Genomic DNA, 17,856 nt, shown 5'->3' with positions numbered 1-17,856 from the left:
CGGTGAACCAAACCCCGGTGTCAAGAGAACCCCGGGTAAACGGTGGGTGAAACCCTTGTCAGCGCTCAACCGCCCGGGGTGACCTCGGTGCCGTCCTCGAGGTGCTCGTGGTAGGTGTCCTGTTCCTCCGTGAACTGCTTGATCGGCGCCACGATCTCGATGGCCTGGCCATCGTCGAACGTGAGCGTGCAGGTGAGCTCCTCCGAGCCCGCCGGGAGTTCGCGGGTGAGGCCCATGAGCATGATGTGCGGGCCGCCGGGCGCGAGGTGCCAGTGCTTGCCGGCGGGCACCGTGATGCCGTCCTCGGCCTCGACCATCACCATCTTCCCGTCGTGTTCCTCCATGACGTGGAGTTCCGTCACCTCGGCGACGTCACCGCAGTCGGCCTCGACCAGGATGCGGTCCTCGTCGGTGGGGTTGGTGAGGTTCACGAAGACGGCCGTCATGTCGGGGCGCTCGGCACCATCGGTGGTGCGGGCCCAGGGATCTGCGGCGAGGACGCCGGGGGCGGCGTCGGCGGCGGCGGAACAACCGGCGAGGAGGACGGCGGAGGCGGCCAGGGCGAAAGTACGCAACTGCATGGCTGCGAGGCTACCCGAATCGATACCCCAGCGGGTATCTGCCCACCCGTCCGAGCCCCATCCCAACGCGGAGCCCGCCGCGCCACACGTACACTGAGCCGCATGTCCCAGGTCAGCCGTCGAGGCGTGTTCGGCTATGCCGGTGCCGCCGGCATCGCTGGCGCCGCCGGAGTGGTCGCCGGGCGGGCCACCGCATCGCCCACCGACGCCCGTGTCGACGGAGGGGTCATCGGGCAGACCCACTCCCCCTACGGAACCCACCAGGCAGGCATCTTCACGCCGAAGACCCAGGTGGGCGAACTGGTGGCCTTCGACCTGCTCCCACAGACCGACAAGGCCGCGCTCGGTCGGCTGCTGCGCGCCTGGACCGGCGACGTGGTGGCGCTCACCGAGGGCCGCCCCGCCGCCGGAGACTTCGCGCCCGACATGGCGCAACCGGGGGTCTCGCTCACCGCCCTGGTCGGGCTCGGCCCCCGCGTCTTCGACCTCGACGGCCTCGGGGCCCGCCGCCCCGCAGGCTTCCAGGAGATCCCGCCCATGCAGCACGACCGGCTGGACCAACGCTGGACGGGCGGCGACCTGCTCGTCTGGGTCTCGGCCGACGACGCCACCAGCGTCGCGCACGCCGTGCGCCGCTTCGTGACCGACGCCGCCCCGTTCGCCACGCGGCGCTGGACGCAGCGAGGCTCCTGGCGCCCGGTGGATGCGGCCGGCGCGCCGGTCACCGGCCGTAACCTCTTCGGGCAGGTCGACGGCTCCGCGAACCCGACGGGTGAGGACCTCGCGGCCGCCGTCGTCTCCTCCGACGACTGGCTGGCTGGCGGCACGCAGTTGGTGGTGCGCCGCATCGAGATGGACCTCACCGGCTGGGACGAGGCGGTGCGCGACCGTCAGGAGGCCGCGGTCGGTCGTCGCCTCGACACCGGGGTCCCCCTCACCGGCGGTGAGGAGCACGACGACGTCGACCTCGCCGCGACCAGGGACGGCGTGCCGGTCATCGCGCTCGACGCGCACTCGCGGCGCAGCCATCCGTCGCAGAACAACGGCCGCCGGATGCTGCGCCGCGGGCTCAACTACACCCACGACGACTGGGTGGGCGGCAAGGCGGTGGAGACCTCCGGGCTGATCTTCTGCGCGTTCCAGGCCTCCATCGCGGACCAGTTCATCCCCGTGCAGCGGATGCTGGACCAGGGTGATGCGCTCAACGAGTGGACCACTGCGATCGGCTCGGCGGTGTTCGTGATCCCGCCGGGGTTCCGGGAGGGCGGCTGGATCGGCGAGACGCTCCTCGCCTGACCACTCCCTCCTCGGCCCGGGCTCAGGCGAGGAGCGAGCCGATGACCTCCGGCAGCCGCGCGGCGAGGGCGTCCGGCGGATACGGGCCGGGGTTGCGAGCGGCAGTCATCGCCTGGATGCTCGCGCCCACGACGCCGGCCCGCCACGCCGGCAGCCCTGCCGCGAGGAGCGTGCCGCAGATGCCGGCGAGCACGTCGCCCGACCCGGCCTGCGCCGTCCAGTTCGGCCCGGGCACGGCGATGGTCACCCGCCCCGACGGTTCGGCCACGTACTGGGTGGCACCCTTCAACAGCACCGCGGCCCCCGTCGTCCGCGCCACCTCGCGCGCGCAACTGACCGGCTCCGTCTGCACGTGGGACCGCGAGCAACCCAGCATCCGCGACAGCTCGCCAGCGTGCGGCGTCAGCAACCAGCCGTCCAGCCGACCCTGCGGCAAGGCGTACAGCGCGTTCGCGTCCACGACGGCGGGCAGGCCGTGTAGGCGGGCGTTGGCGACGCGGCCCTCGGCGCCGTCGGTGTCGCCCCAGCCGGACCCCAGCACCATGGCCTGGGCACGGCCCTCGCCTACCACCACGCTCGGGAACCTCGAGAGCACCAGCCCCGAGTGCACGCGGCCGGTGTAGCGCACCATGCCGGCGCCGGCATTGAGCGCGCCTGCGACGGTCAGCAGCGCCGCGCCCTGGTAGTGCTCCGACCCGGTGTCGAGCATCACGACGCCCCGGGAGTACTTGTCGGAGGTGGCGTCAGGCCGCGGCCACCAGCGCGCCACGTCGGCCTCGTCCGCCTGCCGGACCGCCTGCCCCTCGTCCTGCGGGACCGGCACCCCGATGTCGACGACGTGCACCTGACCGCAGCGCGACGCCGCGGGTTCCTGCACGTGGCACGCCTTGAGCGCGGCGAACGTGACGGTGTGCTGCGCGCGGAAGCTGTCGTGGACCTGGCCGGAGTCGGCGTCGAGGCCACTGGGCAGGTCGACCGACAGCACGGGCACCGCGGAGGCCTCGCAGGCCTCGGCGAACGTCGCCGTCGTGGTCGGCAGCTCCGGCCGGGAGCCCAGCCCGGTCACGGCGTCGATCACCAGCGCAGCGTCCCCGAGGGCGGCGGCCGCGGCCACGGCGTCGACGACGTGGCAGCCGGCGGCGCGCGCGGCCGCCAACCCTGCCTCGTGGCCCTTGCCCATGGCCAGCCACACGGTGACGGGGCGGTGGTCGGCGAGGTGCGCGGCGGCGAACAGCCCGTCTCCCCCGTTGTTGCCGGGGCCCACGGCCACCAGCACCGGGCCGCTGGGCGCGACCCCCTCCGCGATCTTCGCCACGGCGCGCGCGGCGCGGCCCATGAGGTCGACGTCGGGTTCGGCGTCGAAGACCCGCTGCTCGGCGTCGCGCATCTGCTGCGCAGTGATGACCTGCCTCATGCCTCACACACCACCATCGTGGTGGCGTACCCGCCGTCGTGGCTGATCGACAGGTGGATGCGGGTGATGCCGAGGGCCTCGATGCGCGCGGCCACCGAGCCGCTGGTCACGAACGATGGCATGCCGTCGTCGGAGCGGACCACCTCACAGTCGAGCCAGCGCATCCCACCGGGCGACCCGAGCGCCTTGGCCAACGCCTCCTTCGCGGCGAACCGCGCCGCCTGGGACTCGACGGAGAGCCTGCGCTCACCGTCGGTGAGGAGCCGCTCGCCGAGCTTGGGGCGTTCGTCGAGCATCCGCTTGAAACGCTCGATGACCACCAGGTCCGTGCCGATGCCCACGATCATGGAGAAACCCTACCGGGCACCCCTGGCGGTTTCGACAAGGCTCGACGGCGTTACTCGACGGTCACCGACTTCGCGAGGTTGCGCGGCTGGTCGACGTCATGGCCCTTCACGGTGGCCAGCTCGCAGGCGAACAGCTGCAGCGGCACGACGGCCAGCAGCGGCTGCAGCAGGGTGGAGACCTTCGGCAGCTCGATGAAGTTGGATGCGACGGCGCGCGCCTCCTCGTCGCCCGCTTCCGCCAGGACGATGGTGCGGGCACCACGCGCGCGGACCTCCGCGATGTTGGAGATCACCTTGTCGCGCAGCTGGTCACGGCCGCGCGGCGGCACGATCACGAACACCGGGAGCTCGTCGGAGACCAGCGCGATGGGGCCGTGCTTCAGCTCGCCCGCGGCGAAGCCCTCGGCGTGGATGTAGGCCAGTTCCTTGAGCTTCAATGCGCCCTCCAGCGCGACGGGGTAGCCCACGTGCCGGCCGAGGAACAGCACGGAGGTGGCGTCGGCCAGCTCCGCGGCCAGGTCCAGCACCGGCTGGGAGTTGTCCAGCAGCCCCTGGATGGCGGCGGGCATGCGCTCGAGTTCGCCGAGCAGCGCGGCGATCTCGTCGCCGTACTTCATGCCCCGCACCTGCGCCAGGTACAGGCCGAGCAGGTAGCAGGCCACCAGCTGGGTGGTGAAGCCCTTGGTGGAGGCCACGCCGATCTCGGGCCCGGCATGGGTGTAGATCACCGCGTCGGATTCGCGCGGGATGGTGGCGCCGTTGGTGTTGCAGATCGCCACCACCTTCGCGTGCTGCTCGCGCGCGTGACGGATGGCCATGAGGGTGTCGGCGGTCTCACCCGACTGCGAGATGGTCACCACCAGCGTCATGGGGTCGACGATGGGGTCGCGGTAGCGGAACTCGGAGGCCAGCTCCACCTCGCACGGGATGCGGGTCCAGTGCTCGATGGCGTACTTGGCCACCAGCCCGGCGTAGAAGGAGGTGCCGCAGGCCACGATCACGACCTTGTTGATGCGCCGCAGCGTCTCGGGGCTGATGCGCAGTTCGTCGAGCACCAGCTCGCCGCGGTCGTTGAGGCGGCCCAGCAGCGTGTCGGCGACTGCGGTGGGCTGCTCGAAGATCTCCTTGCGCATGTACCAGTCGAAGCCCTGCTTCTGCGCGGCCTCCAGGTCCCAGTCGACGTGGAAGTCCTTCGTCTCGGCCGGCCCACCGTCGAACGTGGTGACGTTGACGCCGTCGGGGGTGATCTCGACGATCTGGTCCTGCCCAAGTTCGACGGCTTCGCGGGTGTGCGCGATGAACGCGGCGACGTCTGAGGCGAGGAAGTACTCGCCGTCGCCCTTGCCGACCACCAGCGGCGAGTTGCGGCGGGCCGCGACGATCCGGTCCGGGTCCTGCGCGTCGACGGCCACCAGCGTGAAGGCGCCCTCGAGCTTGGCGGCCACCGTGCGTATGGCGTCGACGAGGCTGGCGCCGCCGTCGACCTCCTTGTTGAGCAGGTGCGCGGCCACCTCGGAGTCGGTCTCGGAGGAGAACTCGACGCCGTTGAGTTCGGCGCGCAGCGCGTCGTGGTTCTCGATGATGCCGTTGTGCACGATGGCGACGCGTTGCGCCACGTGCGGGTGCGAGTTCGCGTCGGTCGGCGCGCCATGGGTGGCCCAGCGGGTGTGGCCGATCGCCACGGCGCCCTGGGGCAGGGGGTCCTGCTCGATGGCGTCTGCCAGGTTGGCGATCTTGCCCGCACGCTTGCGCCAGGCGATCTGCCCGTCGTGCGGCATGGCGATGCCTGCCGAGTCATAGCCGCGGTACTCGAGCCGGCGCAGGCCGCTCAGTACGACGTCGAGTCCGTCACGGGTTCCGAGGTATCCAACGATTCCACACACGTCGAAAACCGTACAGCATGTTTGCGCGCTTCTTGACATTTGCGCTTCGGAGTGTTTTGTGCTTCCTCCCGGCGTTCCGTGAGGCCTCGCCCAAGCGCCGCATGCACCGGCGTATGCTTGCTGGCTGCACACCCAGCAACCGAGGAGCGCTGTGCCAGAACCGTACGTCACGCTGCAACGCCGCGCGTGGGCCGAGAAGTCGAACGCGACCCAGATCCAACTCGACGAGGAGACGCTCACCAGGTTGAGGGGTCTCGGCGATCCCACCAACCAACTCGACATCGCCGAGGTCTACCGCCCGCTCACGCAGTTGCTGCACCTCCACATGGTCAACACGGGACGGCTCTACGCGCAGTCCAACGACTTCCTCGGCCTCGACGTGGGCCGCACCCCGTTCGTGATCGGCGTCGCGGGTTCGGTCGCCGTCGGGAAATCGACGGTGTCGCGCCTGCTGCAGGAACTCCTGCGCCGGGCGCCCGGCAACCCGAAGGTGGACCTGATCACCACCGACGGCTTCCTCTACCCCAACGCGGAACTGCAGCGACGGGGGCTCCTCGACCGCAAGGGCTTCCCCGAGTCCTACAACCGCCGCGCGCTGCTGCAGTTCGTCATGGACGTCAAGTCCGGCGAGCCCCGCGTGCTGGCGCCGGTGTACTCGCACCTTGTCTACGACATCGTCGAGGGTGAGCACATCGTCGTCGACAGCCCCGACATCCTGATCGTCGAGGGCCTCAACGTGCTGCAGCCCGCGCGCGTGGAGGCCGACGGCCACCCCCGGCTGGCGGTGAGCGACTTCTTCGACTTCACCGTCTACGTCGACGCCGACGAGGAGCACATCAAGGAGTGGTTCCTCGACCGCTTCCTGACGCTCAGGGCCACGGCCTTCCAGGACCAGCGCAGCTACTTCCGCCGGTTCACCGACCTGTCGGACGAGGAGTCGGTGCAGCTCGCCAGCCAGATCTGGGACACGATCAACGGCCCGAACCTGCGCCAGAACATCGTCCCCACGCGGGAGCGCGCAACGGCCATCCTCGTCAAGGACCACGAGCACACCATCGAGGCCATCCGCATCCGCAAGGTCTGACGCCCCGCGCGGACGCTGGGACGCCACGGCGTATTCTGGCGGGCATGATCGCATCCTCTGACCCAAACGAGAACCGCCGGGACCCCTATTCCGAGGCGTTCAAGAAGTTCATCGTCCAGGATTGGGAGCCCTATTCCGACGTCATGCCGGAACAGCTGCCCGCCAGCGAATGGGCGGCGGCGCGCCGCGAGCAACTTGCTGCGGAGTACCCCGGCCAGACGCTCGTCATCCCGGCCGGGCCGCTGAAGGTGCGCTCCAACGACACCGACTACCGCTTCCGCCCACACACGGCGTTCGCGTACTACACGGGCCTGGGCGAGGACCGCGAGCCCGACGCCGTGCTCGTCATCCGCGACGACGAGGCCACCTTGTTCTTCAAGCCCCGCGCCCCGCGCACCGACCGCGAGTTCTACGCCGACTCGCGCTACGGCGAGGTCTGGGTGGGCAAGCGTGATTCGCTGGAGGAGATGGCCTCCGCCACGCAGCTGACCTGCCGCGCCATCTCGGAACTGCCGGAGGTGCTCCACGAGGCCGGCAACCGCACGCTCGTGATCCGGGAGGCCGACGAGGCGATCACCGCGATGGTCGACGAGGCCCGCGGCGACCTCGCCACCGCCCTCGACGCCGACCTGGCCCGCTCCGCGTCCGAGGCCCGATTCGTCAAGGACGAGTTCGAGGTGGCTGAGATGCGCCGCGCGATCGACGCCACGCGCGTCGGCTTCGAGGCCGTCGCCCGCGAACTGCCCAATGCCGTGCGCAACGGCCGCGGCGAGCGCTGGGTGGAGGGCATCTTCGGCCTCCACGCCCGCCACCTGGGCAACGCCGTCGGCTACGACACCATCGCCGCCGGCGGGGACCACGCCAACACGCTGCACTGGATCCGCAACGACGGCAACCTCAGGGACGGTGACCTGCTCCTGCTCGACGCGGGCGTCGAGGTCAACACGCTCTACACCGCCGACGTGACCCGCACCATGCCGGTGGGGGGCACGTTCACCGAGCCGCAGCGCCGCGTCTACGAGGCCGTGCTCGCGGCGCAGACCGCCGGCATCGAGGCGTGCCGTGCGGGCAACCTGTTCGCCGACGTGCACCAGGCCGCGATCACCGTGCTGGCCAGGTTCTTCGAGGAACTGGGCATCCTCCCGGTGAGCGCCGAGGAGTCACTGTCCGAGGAGGGCGGCTTCCACCGTCGCTGGATGGTGCACGGCACCAGCCACCACTTGGGCCTCGACGTGCACGACTGCGCCCGCGCCCGCGCGGAGCTGTACCGCGGCGGCACCCTGAAAGCCGGCATGATCATCACCGTCGAGCCCGGCATCTACTTCAAGCAGGGCGACCTGCTGGTGCCCGAGGAGTACCGCGGCATCGGCGTGCGGATCGAGGACGACATCCTCATCACCGACGGCGACCCGGTCAACCTGTCCGAGTCACTGCCCCGCGAGGCGGACGCCGTCGAGAAGTGGATGCAGGGGTTGCAGCGCTAGCGCTTCAGTCGCCGGACTCCGGCACGACGCGGCTGGCCAGCGGGCGGTCCACCATCCCGCGCAGCAGCCCGGCGACCTGCACCGGGTGCGATACGGGCACGAGGTGGGCCGCGCCGTCGACGACGTGCAGCGCGCCCCGCAGCACGCCCTCGGCGACCGCCTCCACGTTGGCCAGCGGCGTCGAGGTGTCGCGCTCACCGGCGATCATCATCACCGGGATCCGGATGAGGCCCAGGTCTTCGCGCATGTCGTGCTCGGCCAGCGCGCGGCACAGCTGCGCATAGGAATGGTCGTCCGTGGAGGCCAGGCCTTCCATGATGGTGTCGACGGTGGCGGGGTGCTCGGCGCGGAAGTTCGGCGTGAACCAGCGCTTGGTGGTCTCCTCCACGAGGTGCTGCGTGCCGCGCTCGTCGACGGCCTCCGCGCGCTCGAGCCACCGCTCGGGCTCCCCCACCTTGGCCGACGACGCCACCACGGCGACGGCGGCGAACGTCTTGTCGTAGTCGCGCGCCAGGTGCAGCGCAGTCGCGCCGGAGATCGACAGGCCCGCGAAGTAGACCGGGACGTCCTCACCGAGGTCGGCGCGCACCTCGTCGGCGACCTGGGCGAAGCCGGCGGCCAGCGTGTCGAGCGACGGCGAGTCCGCGTCGTCCCAGACCGCGCCCAGACCGCCGCCCGGGAGGTCGACGAAGACGACGCGTACGTCGTCGATCAGCTCGGCGGCCACCTTCGTCCACTGATGCGCGGCGTTGCCGCCGAGGCTGGGCCCGACGATCAACACGCGCTCGGCAGGCGTCTTCGGGCTGTAGTAGGTCCAGTTGAGATCCATGCGGCACTCCTCACGACTCGGTGGGACTTAACCTACCGGAGGCATCGGCGGGCTTGAAGGCTGCCCGGCCTTCCCGCTCAGCCGCCGGCGCGCAGGCCCAGCGCCTGGACTACCGAGCCCAGGCCCTGGTGGCCCATCCCCTCGAAGATGCGGCGCTCCAGCAGGCGCACGTCGAGGTGCCAGCCCTGCCAGTCGTCGGCCACGTCACCACGCTTCATCAGCAGGTCCACGTCCTTCGGGCCACCGGTGCCCAGCGACAGCTGCGCCGGCGTGTAGGCCTCCAGGATGAGCTTGGCGCCAGGCGCCGACTGGCGCGTCACCACCTCTGCCACCCGTCGGCGCAGGTCAGGCGGCAGGTGCACGAAGATCGACACCACTGCGTCCCACTGCTCCACCGGGTCTGGATGGTCCACCCAGTCGGCCAGGTCGACGTGCCAGGTCTCGAGCTCGACGCCCTTCTCGGCGGCCAACGCCTCGGCCTTGTCGAGCGCCACCCGCGAGAAGTCGAGGCTGACCACCCGGTGGCCCAGGCCCGCGAGGTACACGCCGTTGCGGCCCTCGCCGTCGCCCAGGCACAGCACGCGCGAGTGGGGCTTCAGCAGGAAGGACTGCTGCTTGAGGAAGTCGTTGGGGCGGTAGCCGAAGAGGTGGTTGGGGTGCGAGTAGCGGTCGTCCCAGAACTCCGCGGTCACTCGAACATCGCCGCTCGGGCGCCGGGGCGCTGCATCAGCAGGTCGCGGGCCTCCTGCGCCACGCGGTGCTCGGCGAGCACCTCGTAGCTGGCGGCCACCGTCACCCGCTGCGAGTTGAAGTCGCGCCTGCCGCCGCTCATCGCGTACGTGAGGCCCTGGGCGATGATGCCGAACAGGATGCCCATCGCCAGGCCCACCCACAGCATGGTGGCGTCGCCGCCGCCCACGAAGAACATCAGCATGAGGCCCACCAGCAGGCCCGTCATGATGCCCGACGCGGCACCCGCCGCGATGACGCCGCCCCACGTGCGGCGGCCCGTGACGCGCTCCAGCAGCTTGAGGTTGGTGCCGACGATCATGATGTTCTCGACGGGGAACTTGTTGTCGGCGAGGTAGTCGACGGCGGACTGGGCCTCTTCGTACGTCGAGTACTCGACGACGTGCTGGGGGTAGTTGAGCTTCATCAACTTGCCCATGGGCGATGCGGGCTCGGCCATCTTCTCCTCCTTGAAACGCCTTCCAGCCTACCGGTCGACGCGCGCGAGCAGGGTGCGCGCCAACTTCACCCCCGCCTCGTCGACCATCTCGTCGCCCACCATCACCGCGCCCACCCCGCGCTCCGCTGCCCGGTCGGCCGCGTCGACCATGGCGCGTGCCCGCTCGATGGCCTCGGCCGAGAGCGTGAAGACCTGCGTGCCGGCCTCGACCTGCGTGGGGTGCAGCACCCACTTCCCGTCGTAGCCGAGGGCCGCGACGCGACGTGCGGCGGCGCGGAAGCCGTCGAGGTCGTGGATGGCCACGTACGGGCCGTCGATGGCCTGCAGCCCGTGGGCCCGGGCCGCGACCAGGATCTGCGCGAACACGTGGTGGAGCGGATCGCCCGGGTAGCCGTCGACCAGCGCACCCACGCCGAGACCCGGCATGCCGAGCGAGGCCATCATGTCGCCGGGCCCCATCGTCAGCGCCTCCAGCCGTGGGCTGGCGGCGGCGATCGCCTGGACGGCGGCGAGCCCGCGGGCGTCCTCGATGATGGCCTCGATGCCGATGCGGCCCACCTCCAGCCCGTGTTCGCGCTCCACCTGGGTGATCAGCAGGTCGAGGGCCTCGACGTGCCCCGGCGTGGAGACCTTGGGCAGGATCACGCAGTCGACGGCTGCCCCGGCACCGCCCACCACCTCCAGCACGTCGCCGACCGTCCACGGCGTGGTCCAGTCGTTGACGCGCACCGCCACCGTCGGCGCCTGCCACGTCAGCGACCGGAGCGACTGCACGATCAGCGCACGGGCATCCTTCTTCGCCCCTACGGCGACCCCGTCCTCCAGGTCGAGGAACACCTCGTCCACCGGGAGCCCCGTGGACTTCGCGATGAACCGCTCGCTCGAACCGGGCACCGCGAGGATGGTGCGCCTGGCGCGCTGCTGCCTACCGGTCATATCAGCTCCGTTCCCAGTACATTTACCCCCATGGTCAGCAAAGATACGCAGGTATTCATCTCGCGTGTGCTGGGCATGCCCATCGTCGACGCGGCCGGTGACCAGGTGGGTCGCGTCAAGGACGTGGTGTGTTTCCTCCGCGCCGATGGCCGCGCCCCCCGCGTGAAGGGGCTCGTGGCGGAGCTGTTCGCCCGCGCCCGCATCTTCGTGCCGATGGTGCGCGTGCACGACATCACCCCCAACCAGGTGGCCATCCTCGGCCAGGTCGACACCCGGCGCTTCAAGCGGCGGGAGTCCGAGGTGCTGGTGGCGGCAGACCTGCTGGACCGCAACATCCAACGCGACCGCCCCACCCGCATCGAGGACATCTCCATGACGCAGGTGCGCAACCGCGAATGGGAACTGGGCACCGTGGCGCTGCGGGCCTCCACCGGCGTCGGCCGGTTCGGTTTCGGCGGCCGCGGCAAGCCGGAGGTGGTCTCCTGGAAGGAGATCCCCGACCTCATCCTGTCGACGGGCCGCACCGCCGCCCACCTCATCGCCGAGTTCACCGACATGAAGGCCGCCGACATCGCGCAGGAACTCCACGACCTGGAGCCCGAGTCGCGCGCCGAGGTCATCGAGGCCCTGGACGACGACATCCTCGCCGAGGCCATCGAGGAACTCCCGGAAGACGAGCAGATCGAGCTGATCTCGCAGCTCGACACCGAGCGCGCCGCGGACGTGCTGTCCGAGATGGACCCCGACGACGCCGCCGACCTCATCCGCGACCTCCCGGCGGACGTCGCCGAGGACCTCCTGCAACGCATGGAGCCGGAGGAACAGGCCGACGTCCGCCGCCTCATGGCGTACGAGGAGTTCACCGCCGGCGGCATGATGACGCCCGAGCCGATCATCCTCGACACCGACGCCACGGTCGCCCAGGCCCTGGCCCATGCCCGCCTCGAGTCGCTGACCCCGGCGCTGGCGTCGATGGTGTTCGTCACTCGGCCGCCGCTGGAGACCCCGTCGGGCCGCTACGTGGGCGCGGTGCACATCCAGCGCCTGCTGCGGGAGCCGCCGACGATCATGGTGACCACGCTCATCGACGACAACCTCGAGCCGCTGCGCCCCGACACGCCGCTGGCCCAGGTCAGCCGCTTCTTCGCCACGTACAACCTGGTGGTGGCGCCCGTGGTCAACGACGGCGGGCACCTGGTGGGTGCAGTCACCGTCGACGACGTCCTCGACCACATGCTGCCCGACGACTGGCGCGGCGACCTCATGGACGAGGTGGACGCCAGCGAGGTGAGCGAGGCCGCCGATGTCTGAACGCAATCCCCTCTCCACGCCGGGGCGGCGCTCCTGGCTGCCCAAGGTCGCCGTCGACTCCGAGACGTTCGGCGTCTTCGCCGAGAGCTTCGCCCGTTTCATGGGCACGGCGAAGTTCCTCGTCTACATGACGGTGTTCGTCATCGTCTGGGTGGCCATCAACCTCATCGGGCTGTTCGGGCTCAAGTGGGACCCGTACCCGTTCATCCTGCTGAACCTGTTCTTCTCGACGCAGGCGTCGTATTCCGCGCCACTGATCCTGCTCGCACAGAATCGTCAGGAGTTGCGCGACAAACTGAGCCTCGACGAGGATCGCCGCGTAGCGCAGCAGTCGCGGGCCGACATGGATTTCCTCGCCAGGGAGATCGCCGCCATCCGGATGCATCTGGGCGAACTGGCGACGAGGGACTTCGTCCGCGGCGAGTTGCGCAGTGAACTGCGTGAGCTGGCAGAGCGGCTGGAGCGCGCGGACGAGAAGAAGGAGTCGCAGTGACGGGTCCACGCAACGCCGACGTGCACCCCGACGAGGTCGCCGAGGTGACGGAGTCGGCCACGGAGGTGCGCTGGTTCGGGGTGGTGTTGCTGGTCGGCCACCTCGCCCTGATCGTGTTGGGCGCCATCTCGTTGTGGCGCATCGCCGGCGGCTGGTGGCTGGGGGCAGTCGTCGCCGCGCTGTTCGCGCTGGGGTACCTGGCGCTGTGGCGCTACCTGCTCGCGCCGGGCTCGCGCACGCGCCTCGGCTACCGTGAGCGGCTGACGGTGAGCCTGGTCCTGGGCCCCGCCGTCGTCGTGGTGGGGAGCCTGGCCGGCCTGTGGGTGCCGGCGCTGGTGGCCACCTGCGTGATGATCCTCGGCGACGCCCTCAACTCACGGGGCTGACCGCCATCAGGTCGAGCTCGGCGATGGCGGAGCCGACCCCACCCTCCCGTGCGGGGATGACCCGACGGAGGTGTTCCTCAGCCAGGAACCTCCTGGCCAGGTCGTCGGGCAGGCCGTCGAACGGCGAGTGTTGCGAGCGGTGCAGCGCTATCGCCGCGCGCCGCGCATCGTAGTACCGGGTGGTGTCGAGGACGGTGGTGACGTCCTCGTCGGGGGTCCCGATGTCCGGCAGCACTGCGTACGGGCTGGCCATCTCGGGGTTGGCGTGGCGGAGCCACCGGTGCATGAGCGAGCGCGGCAGGCACTGCAGGTACAGGGCGGTCCCCTCTGTTTCCCCCACCACCTGCGTGACCGCGTCGCGGATGCGGGCATGGTCGCGGTGCCCGTCGCTGGCGTCCAGCGCCACCACGACGGTGGGCCGGTGCCGTTCGACGGCGCTGCGAACTGCAGCGATCACCGCGTCGGACGAAGCCCCGCACAGGGAACCAGCGGGTGGCTCTCCGTCCATCCCGGAGTCGAGGAAGTCGAGGACCTCGACGGCGTCGACACCCATCCGGGCCGCCGCCTCCCGAAGCTCCGCCTCCCTGATCCCGGCCAATCCGGGCGCCGGGACCTCACCGCCCGGGGCGTACTCCCCCGCTTCGCCCCGGGTGGCGCACACCACCACCGTCCGAGTGCGCTCGGCCGCATGCATCAGGATGGACCCGCAGCCGAACGTCTCGTCATCCGGGTGCGCCACGATCACCAGAAGGGTCATGCCCCTCTCCCCCCACTTGCCACTTGGAAACGGTTTGGGCCCCATTCAATGAGGAAGACGCCGCAGGGGTCGAGGGACCTAGGTCCTGTTTTCGCACGCGTCCTCATGCCTGGTAGCGCCAGGCGGGTGAGGATTCGCTTTGTTGGGGTGGGGGTTGGGGTGTTGGGCGTGGTGGTGCCTTTGTGGGTGCGGTGAGTCCGCGTGGTAGTCGGCGGCCGAGGTTGTGTCGGCGGGGTACTCGGCGTTGGCTGCCGTCCCGGTTCCTGCCCGGTGGCTGGTGTTGGTGGAGGATCGCGCGGAGTTGGAAACGCCGGTGGAGTTTGGGTGTTCTGCCGGGGTCGATGTGTGTGGGTGGGGTGAACCAGGGCAGTCCGGTGTCGGGGTCGAGGTGGACGTGCCATTGCGATTCGGGTGACTGGTCGGGGTCTGGTTCGACCAGCCGGTGATGGTGGGGGCAGAGGAGGACGGCGTTGGCGAGGCAGGTGAGGCCGCCTGCCCACCAAGGGACGATGTGGTGTGCTTCGCAGGCCCGGGGTGTGACGGTGCAGCCGGGGAACGCGCAGCCCCCGTCCCGCAGGATCAGCGCGGTACGGATCGCGGCGGGGAACATCCGGTGGGCCCTGCCCACGTCCAACGGGCGGGAGTCGGACCCGAGGACGGCGGGGATGATGTCGGCGTCACACGCGAGCCGCCGGGCGTCGCCGGCGGAGAGCCCGTCGAGGTTCTCCGCCCCGACGACGCCCACCTTCCCCAGTCCGGTGATCAGGGTGTGGTAGTCGAGGGTGATGTGCACCTGGGGCCGGTCCCCACCGTGCGCGGGCAGGTTCCCGCCGGCGGCGGCGGTCTGGATGAGCAGCATGAACGCGTCGGCGCGGCGCATTTCCTTGTCGGGCAGTTCGTCGGCTTCTCGGTACGAGGACAGGGGCGGCTCCACTGCTTCGAGTTGCGCGCGGAGTAGTTCTGCTCTGGCGATGGGGAGGAGTCCGGTGATCTTCATCCCGCCGTGGTGGTCGGGGGTGATCCGCAGGAACCTGTTGCGCATCGCGCGACGGTCCTGGGCTTCAAGTTTGGTCTTTTCGTCTTCTTCGGCGCCGTCGGGGTCGACCATTTCGTACAGCTTGACCGACAGGGTGCGTAGTTCGTCGGGGCCCAGGTCGTGGGCGTGCCGCAGGATCGACTCCTGACACTTCTCGAGTTCGGTCCGGGACAGGGAGGGGGGCAGTTTCCGCAGCGCGTGCACGATTGCTTGGACCTGCTCCAACGAGATGGTGCCGTCCTGCAGGGCGGCGGCGACCAGTGGGAAGCGGGTGAGGTGCTGGGCCAGTTTCATCGAGCCGCGGGCCTGGGCGGAACTGGCGCGTACCGAGTGCTGGACTCCGGCCAGGGTGATGCCGTCGCAGGCTTGGTGGGCGTCGTTGAGGATGTGCAGCCGCAGCCCGGCGAGTTGGGCCAGGGTTTCGTCGAGGTGTTCGACCAGCGCGAGGCGTTGTTCGAACTTCAACGGGTCCGGGGAGAGTGAGGCAGCGGTGTCCCACAACGCGGCCATCGCGCGTTGCAGCAGCTCGACTGTCTCGTTCATGACCACTATTCTAAACGAACAGGGGGTCAATACCGATGACGTTTGTCATCGAATGTCGCGGTCTCTTTGGTGACGGTGCTGGGTCGGCGGCTGCCGCCCTTCGTCGTGGCTCGCGTGCTCGTCCCTCGCACGGGCCACGCTCAGGGACCGGCTGCGGGGGCCCTTCGTCGTGGCTCGGTGCTTCCTTCGATTGATTCGCTCGTTCCTCGCGAACACTCAGGACAAGCGCAAGCTCGCACGCGCCACGCTCAGGGACCGCGACTTCCGCCAAAGGCGGACCGGATACCCCCTGCCGGTAGGCCCGGGGTACCGTGGAGGGTGCACACAGACCACAGATGAAGGACACCGTGACCGAACATCCGCTGCTCCCGCACGTCCGCGCCGCTCTCCACACCGTGGAGGACCCCGAGATCCGGCGCCCCATCACAGACCTGGGAATGGTCGACGACATCCGCGCCGACGACTCCGGCAACGTGTTCGTCCGCGTCCTGCTGACAGTCTCGGGTTGTCCCATGCGCAGCGAGATCATCGGCCGCGTCACCAAGGCCGTGTCCGCCGTGGAGGGCGTCAGCAACGTCGACGTCGAGCTGGGCGTCATGAACGACGAGCAGCGCCAGGCGATGCGCACCATGCTGCGCGGCGGCGTCGCGGAGCGGAAGATCCAGTTCGCCGAGCCCGGCAACCTGACCCGCGTCATCGCGGTGGCCTCGGGCAAGGGCGGCGTCGGCAAGTCCTCGGTCACCGTCAACCTCGCGCTGGCGCTGGCCCGGCAGGGCCGCTCCGTCGGCATCCTCGACGCCGACATCTACGGCCACTCCATCCCCGACCTGCTCGGCCTGGGCGACGCCCGGCCCACCGTCGTCGACGACATGATCATGCCGGTGCCCGCCGTTGGTGGCCTGAAGGTCATCTCGGTGGGCATGCTGAAGCCCTCCCGCGACCAGGTCGTCGCGTGGCGCGGCCCCATCCTGGACCGTGCACTGACCCAGCTGCTGGCCGACGTCTACTGGGGCGACCTCGACTACCTCCTGCTGGACCTCCCCCCCGGCACCGGCGACGTCGCCATGTCGCTCGGCCAGAAGATTCCCACCTCCGAGGTGCTCGTCGTGACCACCCCGCAGTCGGCTGCCTCCGAGGTCGCCGAGCGTGCGGGCACCATGGCCCACATCCTGGAGCAGCGGGTGATCGGCGTCGTCGAGAACATGAGCTGGCTCGAGACCACCTGCCCGCACTGCAGCGAGCCGCACCGCGTCGAGCTGTTCGGCTCCGGCGGAGGCACCGTCGTCGCGGAGGCGCTGACGGACCGCGTGGTCTACGACGTCCCGCTGCTGGCTCAGATCCCGTTCGACGAGCAGCTGCTGGCCGGCGGCGACCGCGGCACGCCCATCGTCGAGACCCACCCCGACCACCCGGCCGCAGCCGCGGTGCTCGACCTGGCGGAGAAGATCGCCTCGAAGAAGCGCACGCTGCTCGGTCAGCGACTTCCCCTGTCGACGAACGCGTAGCCGTGATCGTCATCGTCTGCTTCGCCCCGCTCTCCCACGCCGACGCCGTGCGCGCCGCGCTGGCCGACGGCGGGGCGGGGCGGATCGGTGAGTACTCGGCCTGCAGCTTCAGCGCCGTGGGCGAGGGCCGGTTCCGGCCCGGCGACACCGCGGATCCCTTCATCGGTGAGAAGGGCCAGTTGACGGTCGTCGACGAGGTGCGCATCGAGGCGGTGTGCACCCGAGACCGCGCTCGGGCCGCCGTCAGAGCGATGCTGGCCGCCCATCCCTACGAGGAGCCCGCCTGGCACGCGTACGAGGCCCTCGACCTCGATTCGCTCTAGGTTGCTTCGGGGTCGAACGGGGAGGTCGACGCGGCCGTGAGCTCCAGCGCATCTTCAGGCGGCTCGGGCAGAGCGGAATCCTCGGATGCGGCGTTCTTCAACGCGTTGAGGTTGGTGGCGCCCTTCACCTCGGTGGCCGACTCCTTCAGCGTGTGCTGCGCCTCCAGCAGTTCACGCTTGGCGTCCTCGATGAGGGCGACCTCCTCGCGCAACTGCTTGGCGATGAACGCCTTGGGGTGCAGGTCCCTCAGTTCGAGGTCTGCGTACTCCGGGCCCAGTTCCGTGGCCAGCGTGGACCTGGCGTTGTTCGCCACGTCGCGGAAGAACACGAACAGCCGCGCCGCCTTGCGCGAGAACTCCGGGAGCTTCTCGGGGCCGAACATGAGGACGGCAAGCACGAGGATGATGACGAGATCCGTCGCACTGATGCCAAACACGGCTATAGGCTACCCGGCCGGC

General features: G+C 70.1%; 19 protein-coding genes. 8 read left to right on the top strand and 11 right to left on the bottom strand.

The window, feature by feature from the left end:
* Nucleotides 1–65 precede the first annotated feature (65 nt).
* Nucleotides 66–581 (bottom strand): copper chaperone PCu(A)C, encoded by a 516-nt coding sequence (locus ABEA30_RS06930; RefSeq protein ID WP_345580995.1) that lies wholly within the window; start codon nucleotides 579–581, stop codon nucleotides 66–68.
* 102 nt (nucleotides 582–683) lie between these two features.
* On the opposite strand from ABEA30_RS06930, the gene ABEA30_RS06925 reads away from it, so the two are divergent.
* Complete coding sequence (locus ABEA30_RS06925) at nucleotides 684–1,877, top strand: Dyp-type peroxidase (RefSeq protein ID WP_345580992.1); 1,194 nt, start codon at nucleotides 684–686, stop codon at nucleotides 1,875–1,877.
* Nucleotides 1,878–1,899: 22 nt separating this feature from the next.
* Here ABEA30_RS06925 and ABEA30_RS06920 read toward each other — a convergent pair whose 3' ends face one another.
* From ABEA30_RS06920 to glmS, 3 genes are read right to left on the bottom strand one after another with little or no spacing between them, the layout of a single operon-like run.
* The gene (locus ABEA30_RS06920) at nucleotides 1,900–3,291 is read right to left on the bottom strand and encodes an NAD(P)H-hydrate epimerase (RefSeq protein WP_345580989.1); all 1,392 of its coding nucleotides are present in this window, start codon (nucleotides 3,289–3,291) and stop codon (nucleotides 1,900–1,902) included.
* Nucleotides 3,288–3,638 (bottom strand): holo-ACP synthase, encoded by a 351-nt coding sequence (locus ABEA30_RS06915; RefSeq protein ID WP_345580986.1) that lies wholly within the window; start codon nucleotides 3,636–3,638, stop codon nucleotides 3,288–3,290. Before ABEA30_RS06915 ends, ABEA30_RS06920 begins: the two co-directional genes overlap by 4 nt.
* 50 nt (nucleotides 3,639–3,688) lie before the next feature.
* Entirely contained in the window at nucleotides 3,689–5,521 is a 1,833-nt protein-coding gene (gene glmS / locus ABEA30_RS06910; protein ID WP_345580983.1) for a glutamine--fructose-6-phosphate transaminase (isomerizing), read from the bottom strand.
* Between the two features lie 124 nt (nucleotides 5,522–5,645).
* Here glmS and coaA point away from each other — a divergent pair, with 124 nt between their 5' ends.
* Together coaA and ABEA30_RS06900 are read left to right on the top strand one after the other, a co-directional pair.
* On the top strand, nucleotides 5,646–6,605 hold the full coding sequence (gene coaA, locus ABEA30_RS06905) for a type I pantothenate kinase (protein WP_345581305.1): 960 nt from the start codon (nucleotides 5,646–5,648) through the stop codon (nucleotides 6,603–6,605).
* Between the two features lie 44 nt (nucleotides 6,606–6,649).
* Nucleotides 6,650–8,089 (top strand): aminopeptidase P family protein, encoded by a 1,440-nt coding sequence (locus tag ABEA30_RS06900; RefSeq protein WP_345580980.1) that lies wholly within the window; start codon nucleotides 6,650–6,652, stop codon nucleotides 8,087–8,089.
* A 4-nt stretch (nucleotides 8,090–8,093) separates the two neighbouring features.
* Here ABEA30_RS06900 and ABEA30_RS06895 read toward each other — a convergent pair whose 3' ends face one another.
* The 4 genes from ABEA30_RS06895 to ABEA30_RS06880 form a co-directional block, all read right to left on the bottom strand.
* Entirely contained in the window at nucleotides 8,094–8,918 is an 825-nt protein-coding gene (locus ABEA30_RS06895) for an alpha/beta fold hydrolase (protein WP_345580977.1), read from the bottom strand.
* A 77-nt stretch (nucleotides 8,919–8,995) separates the two neighbouring features.
* Nucleotides 8,996–9,610 (bottom strand): SAM-dependent methyltransferase, encoded by a 615-nt coding sequence (locus tag ABEA30_RS06890; RefSeq protein ID WP_345580974.1) that lies wholly within the window; start codon nucleotides 9,608–9,610, stop codon nucleotides 8,996–8,998.
* A complete protein-coding gene (locus ABEA30_RS06885; RefSeq protein ID WP_345580971.1) occupies nucleotides 9,607–10,107 on the bottom strand; it encodes a general stress protein in 501 nt (166 codons plus the stop codon). The genes ABEA30_RS06890 and ABEA30_RS06885 overlap by 4 nt, the downstream gene beginning before the upstream one ends.
* Nucleotides 10,108–10,134: 27 nt before the next feature.
* On the bottom strand, nucleotides 10,135–11,043 hold the full coding sequence (locus ABEA30_RS06880) for an HpcH/HpaI aldolase/citrate lyase family protein (RefSeq protein ID WP_345580968.1): 909 nt from the start codon (nucleotides 11,041–11,043) through the stop codon (nucleotides 10,135–10,137).
* A 30-nt stretch (nucleotides 11,044–11,073) separates the two neighbouring features.
* Between ABEA30_RS06880 and ABEA30_RS06875 the strand changes: the two genes are divergently transcribed.
* Genes ABEA30_RS06875 through ABEA30_RS06865 form a run of 3 tightly spaced genes read left to right on the top strand, consistent with a single transcriptional unit; the run spans nucleotide 11,074 to nucleotide 13,233 of the window.
* Nucleotides 11,074–12,354, top strand: coding sequence for a magnesium transporter MgtE N-terminal domain-containing protein (locus ABEA30_RS06875; protein WP_345580965.1), 1,281 nt, complete (start codon nucleotides 11,074–11,076; stop codon nucleotides 12,352–12,354).
* On the top strand, nucleotides 12,347–12,847 hold the full coding sequence (locus ABEA30_RS06870) for a DUF1003 domain-containing protein (protein ID WP_345580962.1): 501 nt from the start codon (nucleotides 12,347–12,349) through the stop codon (nucleotides 12,845–12,847). The genes ABEA30_RS06875 and ABEA30_RS06870 overlap by 8 nt, the downstream gene beginning before the upstream one ends.
* The gene (locus ABEA30_RS06865; protein WP_345580959.1) at nucleotides 12,844–13,233 is read left to right on the top strand and encodes a DUF4381 domain-containing protein; all 390 of its coding nucleotides are present in this window, start codon (nucleotides 12,844–12,846) and stop codon (nucleotides 13,231–13,233) included. The genes ABEA30_RS06870 and ABEA30_RS06865 overlap by 4 nt, the downstream gene beginning before the upstream one ends.
* Here the strand turns inward: ABEA30_RS06865 and ABEA30_RS06860 are convergent.
* Nucleotides 13,217–13,990 (bottom strand): PIG-L deacetylase family protein, encoded by a 774-nt coding sequence (locus tag ABEA30_RS06860; protein WP_345580956.1) that lies wholly within the window; start codon nucleotides 13,988–13,990, stop codon nucleotides 13,217–13,219. The genes ABEA30_RS06865 and ABEA30_RS06860 overlap by 17 nt on opposite strands.
* A gap of 103 nt (nucleotides 13,991–14,093) precedes the next feature.
* On the bottom strand, nucleotides 14,094–15,569 hold the full coding sequence (locus ABEA30_RS06855; RefSeq protein ID WP_345580953.1) for an HNH endonuclease signature motif containing protein: 1,476 nt from the start codon (nucleotides 15,567–15,569) through the stop codon (nucleotides 14,094–14,096).
* Nucleotides 15,570–15,904: 335 nt separating this feature from the next.
* On the opposite strand from ABEA30_RS06855, the gene ABEA30_RS06850 reads away from it, so the two are divergent.
* Nucleotides 15,905–17,074: an Mrp/NBP35 family ATP-binding protein gene (locus tag ABEA30_RS06850; protein WP_345580950.1), complete on the top strand. Its 1,170-nt coding sequence runs from the start codon at nucleotides 15,905–15,907 to the stop codon at nucleotides 17,072–17,074.
* A 2-nt stretch (nucleotides 17,075–17,076) separates the two neighbouring features.
* On the top strand, nucleotides 17,077–17,397 hold the full coding sequence (locus ABEA30_RS06845) for a YqfO family protein (RefSeq protein ID WP_345580947.1): 321 nt from the start codon (nucleotides 17,077–17,079) through the stop codon (nucleotides 17,395–17,397).
* Here the strand turns inward: ABEA30_RS06845 and ABEA30_RS06840 are convergent.
* A complete protein-coding gene (locus ABEA30_RS06840) occupies nucleotides 17,394–17,834 on the bottom strand; it encodes a sec-independent translocase (RefSeq protein ID WP_345580944.1) in 441 nt (146 codons plus the stop codon). The genes ABEA30_RS06845 and ABEA30_RS06840 overlap by 4 nt on opposite strands.
* Nucleotides 17,835–17,856: the final 22 nt, after the last annotated feature.

Origin of the sequence: Tessaracoccus lubricantis (genome assembly GCF_039544535.1) — a bacterium.
Classification (GTDB): Bacteria; Actinomycetota; Actinomycetes; order Propionibacteriales; family Propionibacteriaceae; genus Arachnia; species Arachnia lubricantis.
This window is presented reverse-complemented; position numbering and strand designations above follow the sequence as displayed.

Coding starts and splice junctions, on each gene's coding strand:
- ABEA30_RS06920 (WP_345580989.1), bottom strand. CDS start 3,291: ATGAGGCAGGTCATCACTGCGCAGCAGATGCGCGACGCCGAGCAGCGG.
- ABEA30_RS06875 (WP_345580965.1), top strand. CDS start 11,074: ATGGTCAGCAAAGATACGCAGGTATTCATCTCGCGTGTGCTGGGCATG.
- ABEA30_RS06925 (WP_345580992.1), top strand. CDS start 684: ATGTCCCAGGTCAGCCGTCGAGGCGTGTTCGGCTATGCCGGTGCCGCC.
- ABEA30_RS06930 (WP_345580995.1), bottom strand. CDS start 581: ATGCAGTTGCGTACTTTCGCCCTGGCCGCCTCCGCCGTCCTCCTCGCC.
- ABEA30_RS06860 (WP_345580956.1), bottom strand. CDS start 13,990: ATGACCCTTCTGGTGATCGTGGCGCACCCGGATGACGAGACGTTCGGC.
- ABEA30_RS06850 (WP_345580950.1), top strand. CDS start 15,905: ATGAAGGACACCGTGACCGAACATCCGCTGCTCCCGCACGTCCGCGCC.
- ABEA30_RS06885 (WP_345580971.1), bottom strand. CDS start 10,107: ATGGCCGAGCCCGCATCGCCCATGGGCAAGTTGATGAAGCTCAACTAC.
- ABEA30_RS06870 (WP_345580962.1), top strand. CDS start 12,347: ATGTCTGAACGCAATCCCCTCTCCACGCCGGGGCGGCGCTCCTGGCTG.
- ABEA30_RS06855 (WP_345580953.1), bottom strand. CDS start 15,569: ATGAACGAGACAGTCGAGCTGCTGCAACGCGCGATGGCCGCGTTGTGG.
- ABEA30_RS06915 (WP_345580986.1), bottom strand. CDS start 3,638: ATGATCGTGGGCATCGGCACGGACCTGGTGGTCATCGAGCGTTTCAAG.
- ABEA30_RS06900 (WP_345580980.1), top strand. CDS start 6,650: ATGATCGCATCCTCTGACCCAAACGAGAACCGCCGGGACCCCTATTCC.
- ABEA30_RS06880 (WP_345580968.1), bottom strand. CDS start 11,043: ATGACCGGTAGGCAGCAGCGCGCCAGGCGCACCATCCTCGCGGTGCCC.
- ABEA30_RS06895 (WP_345580977.1), bottom strand. CDS start 8,918: ATGGATCTCAACTGGACCTACTACAGCCCGAAGACGCCTGCCGAGCGC.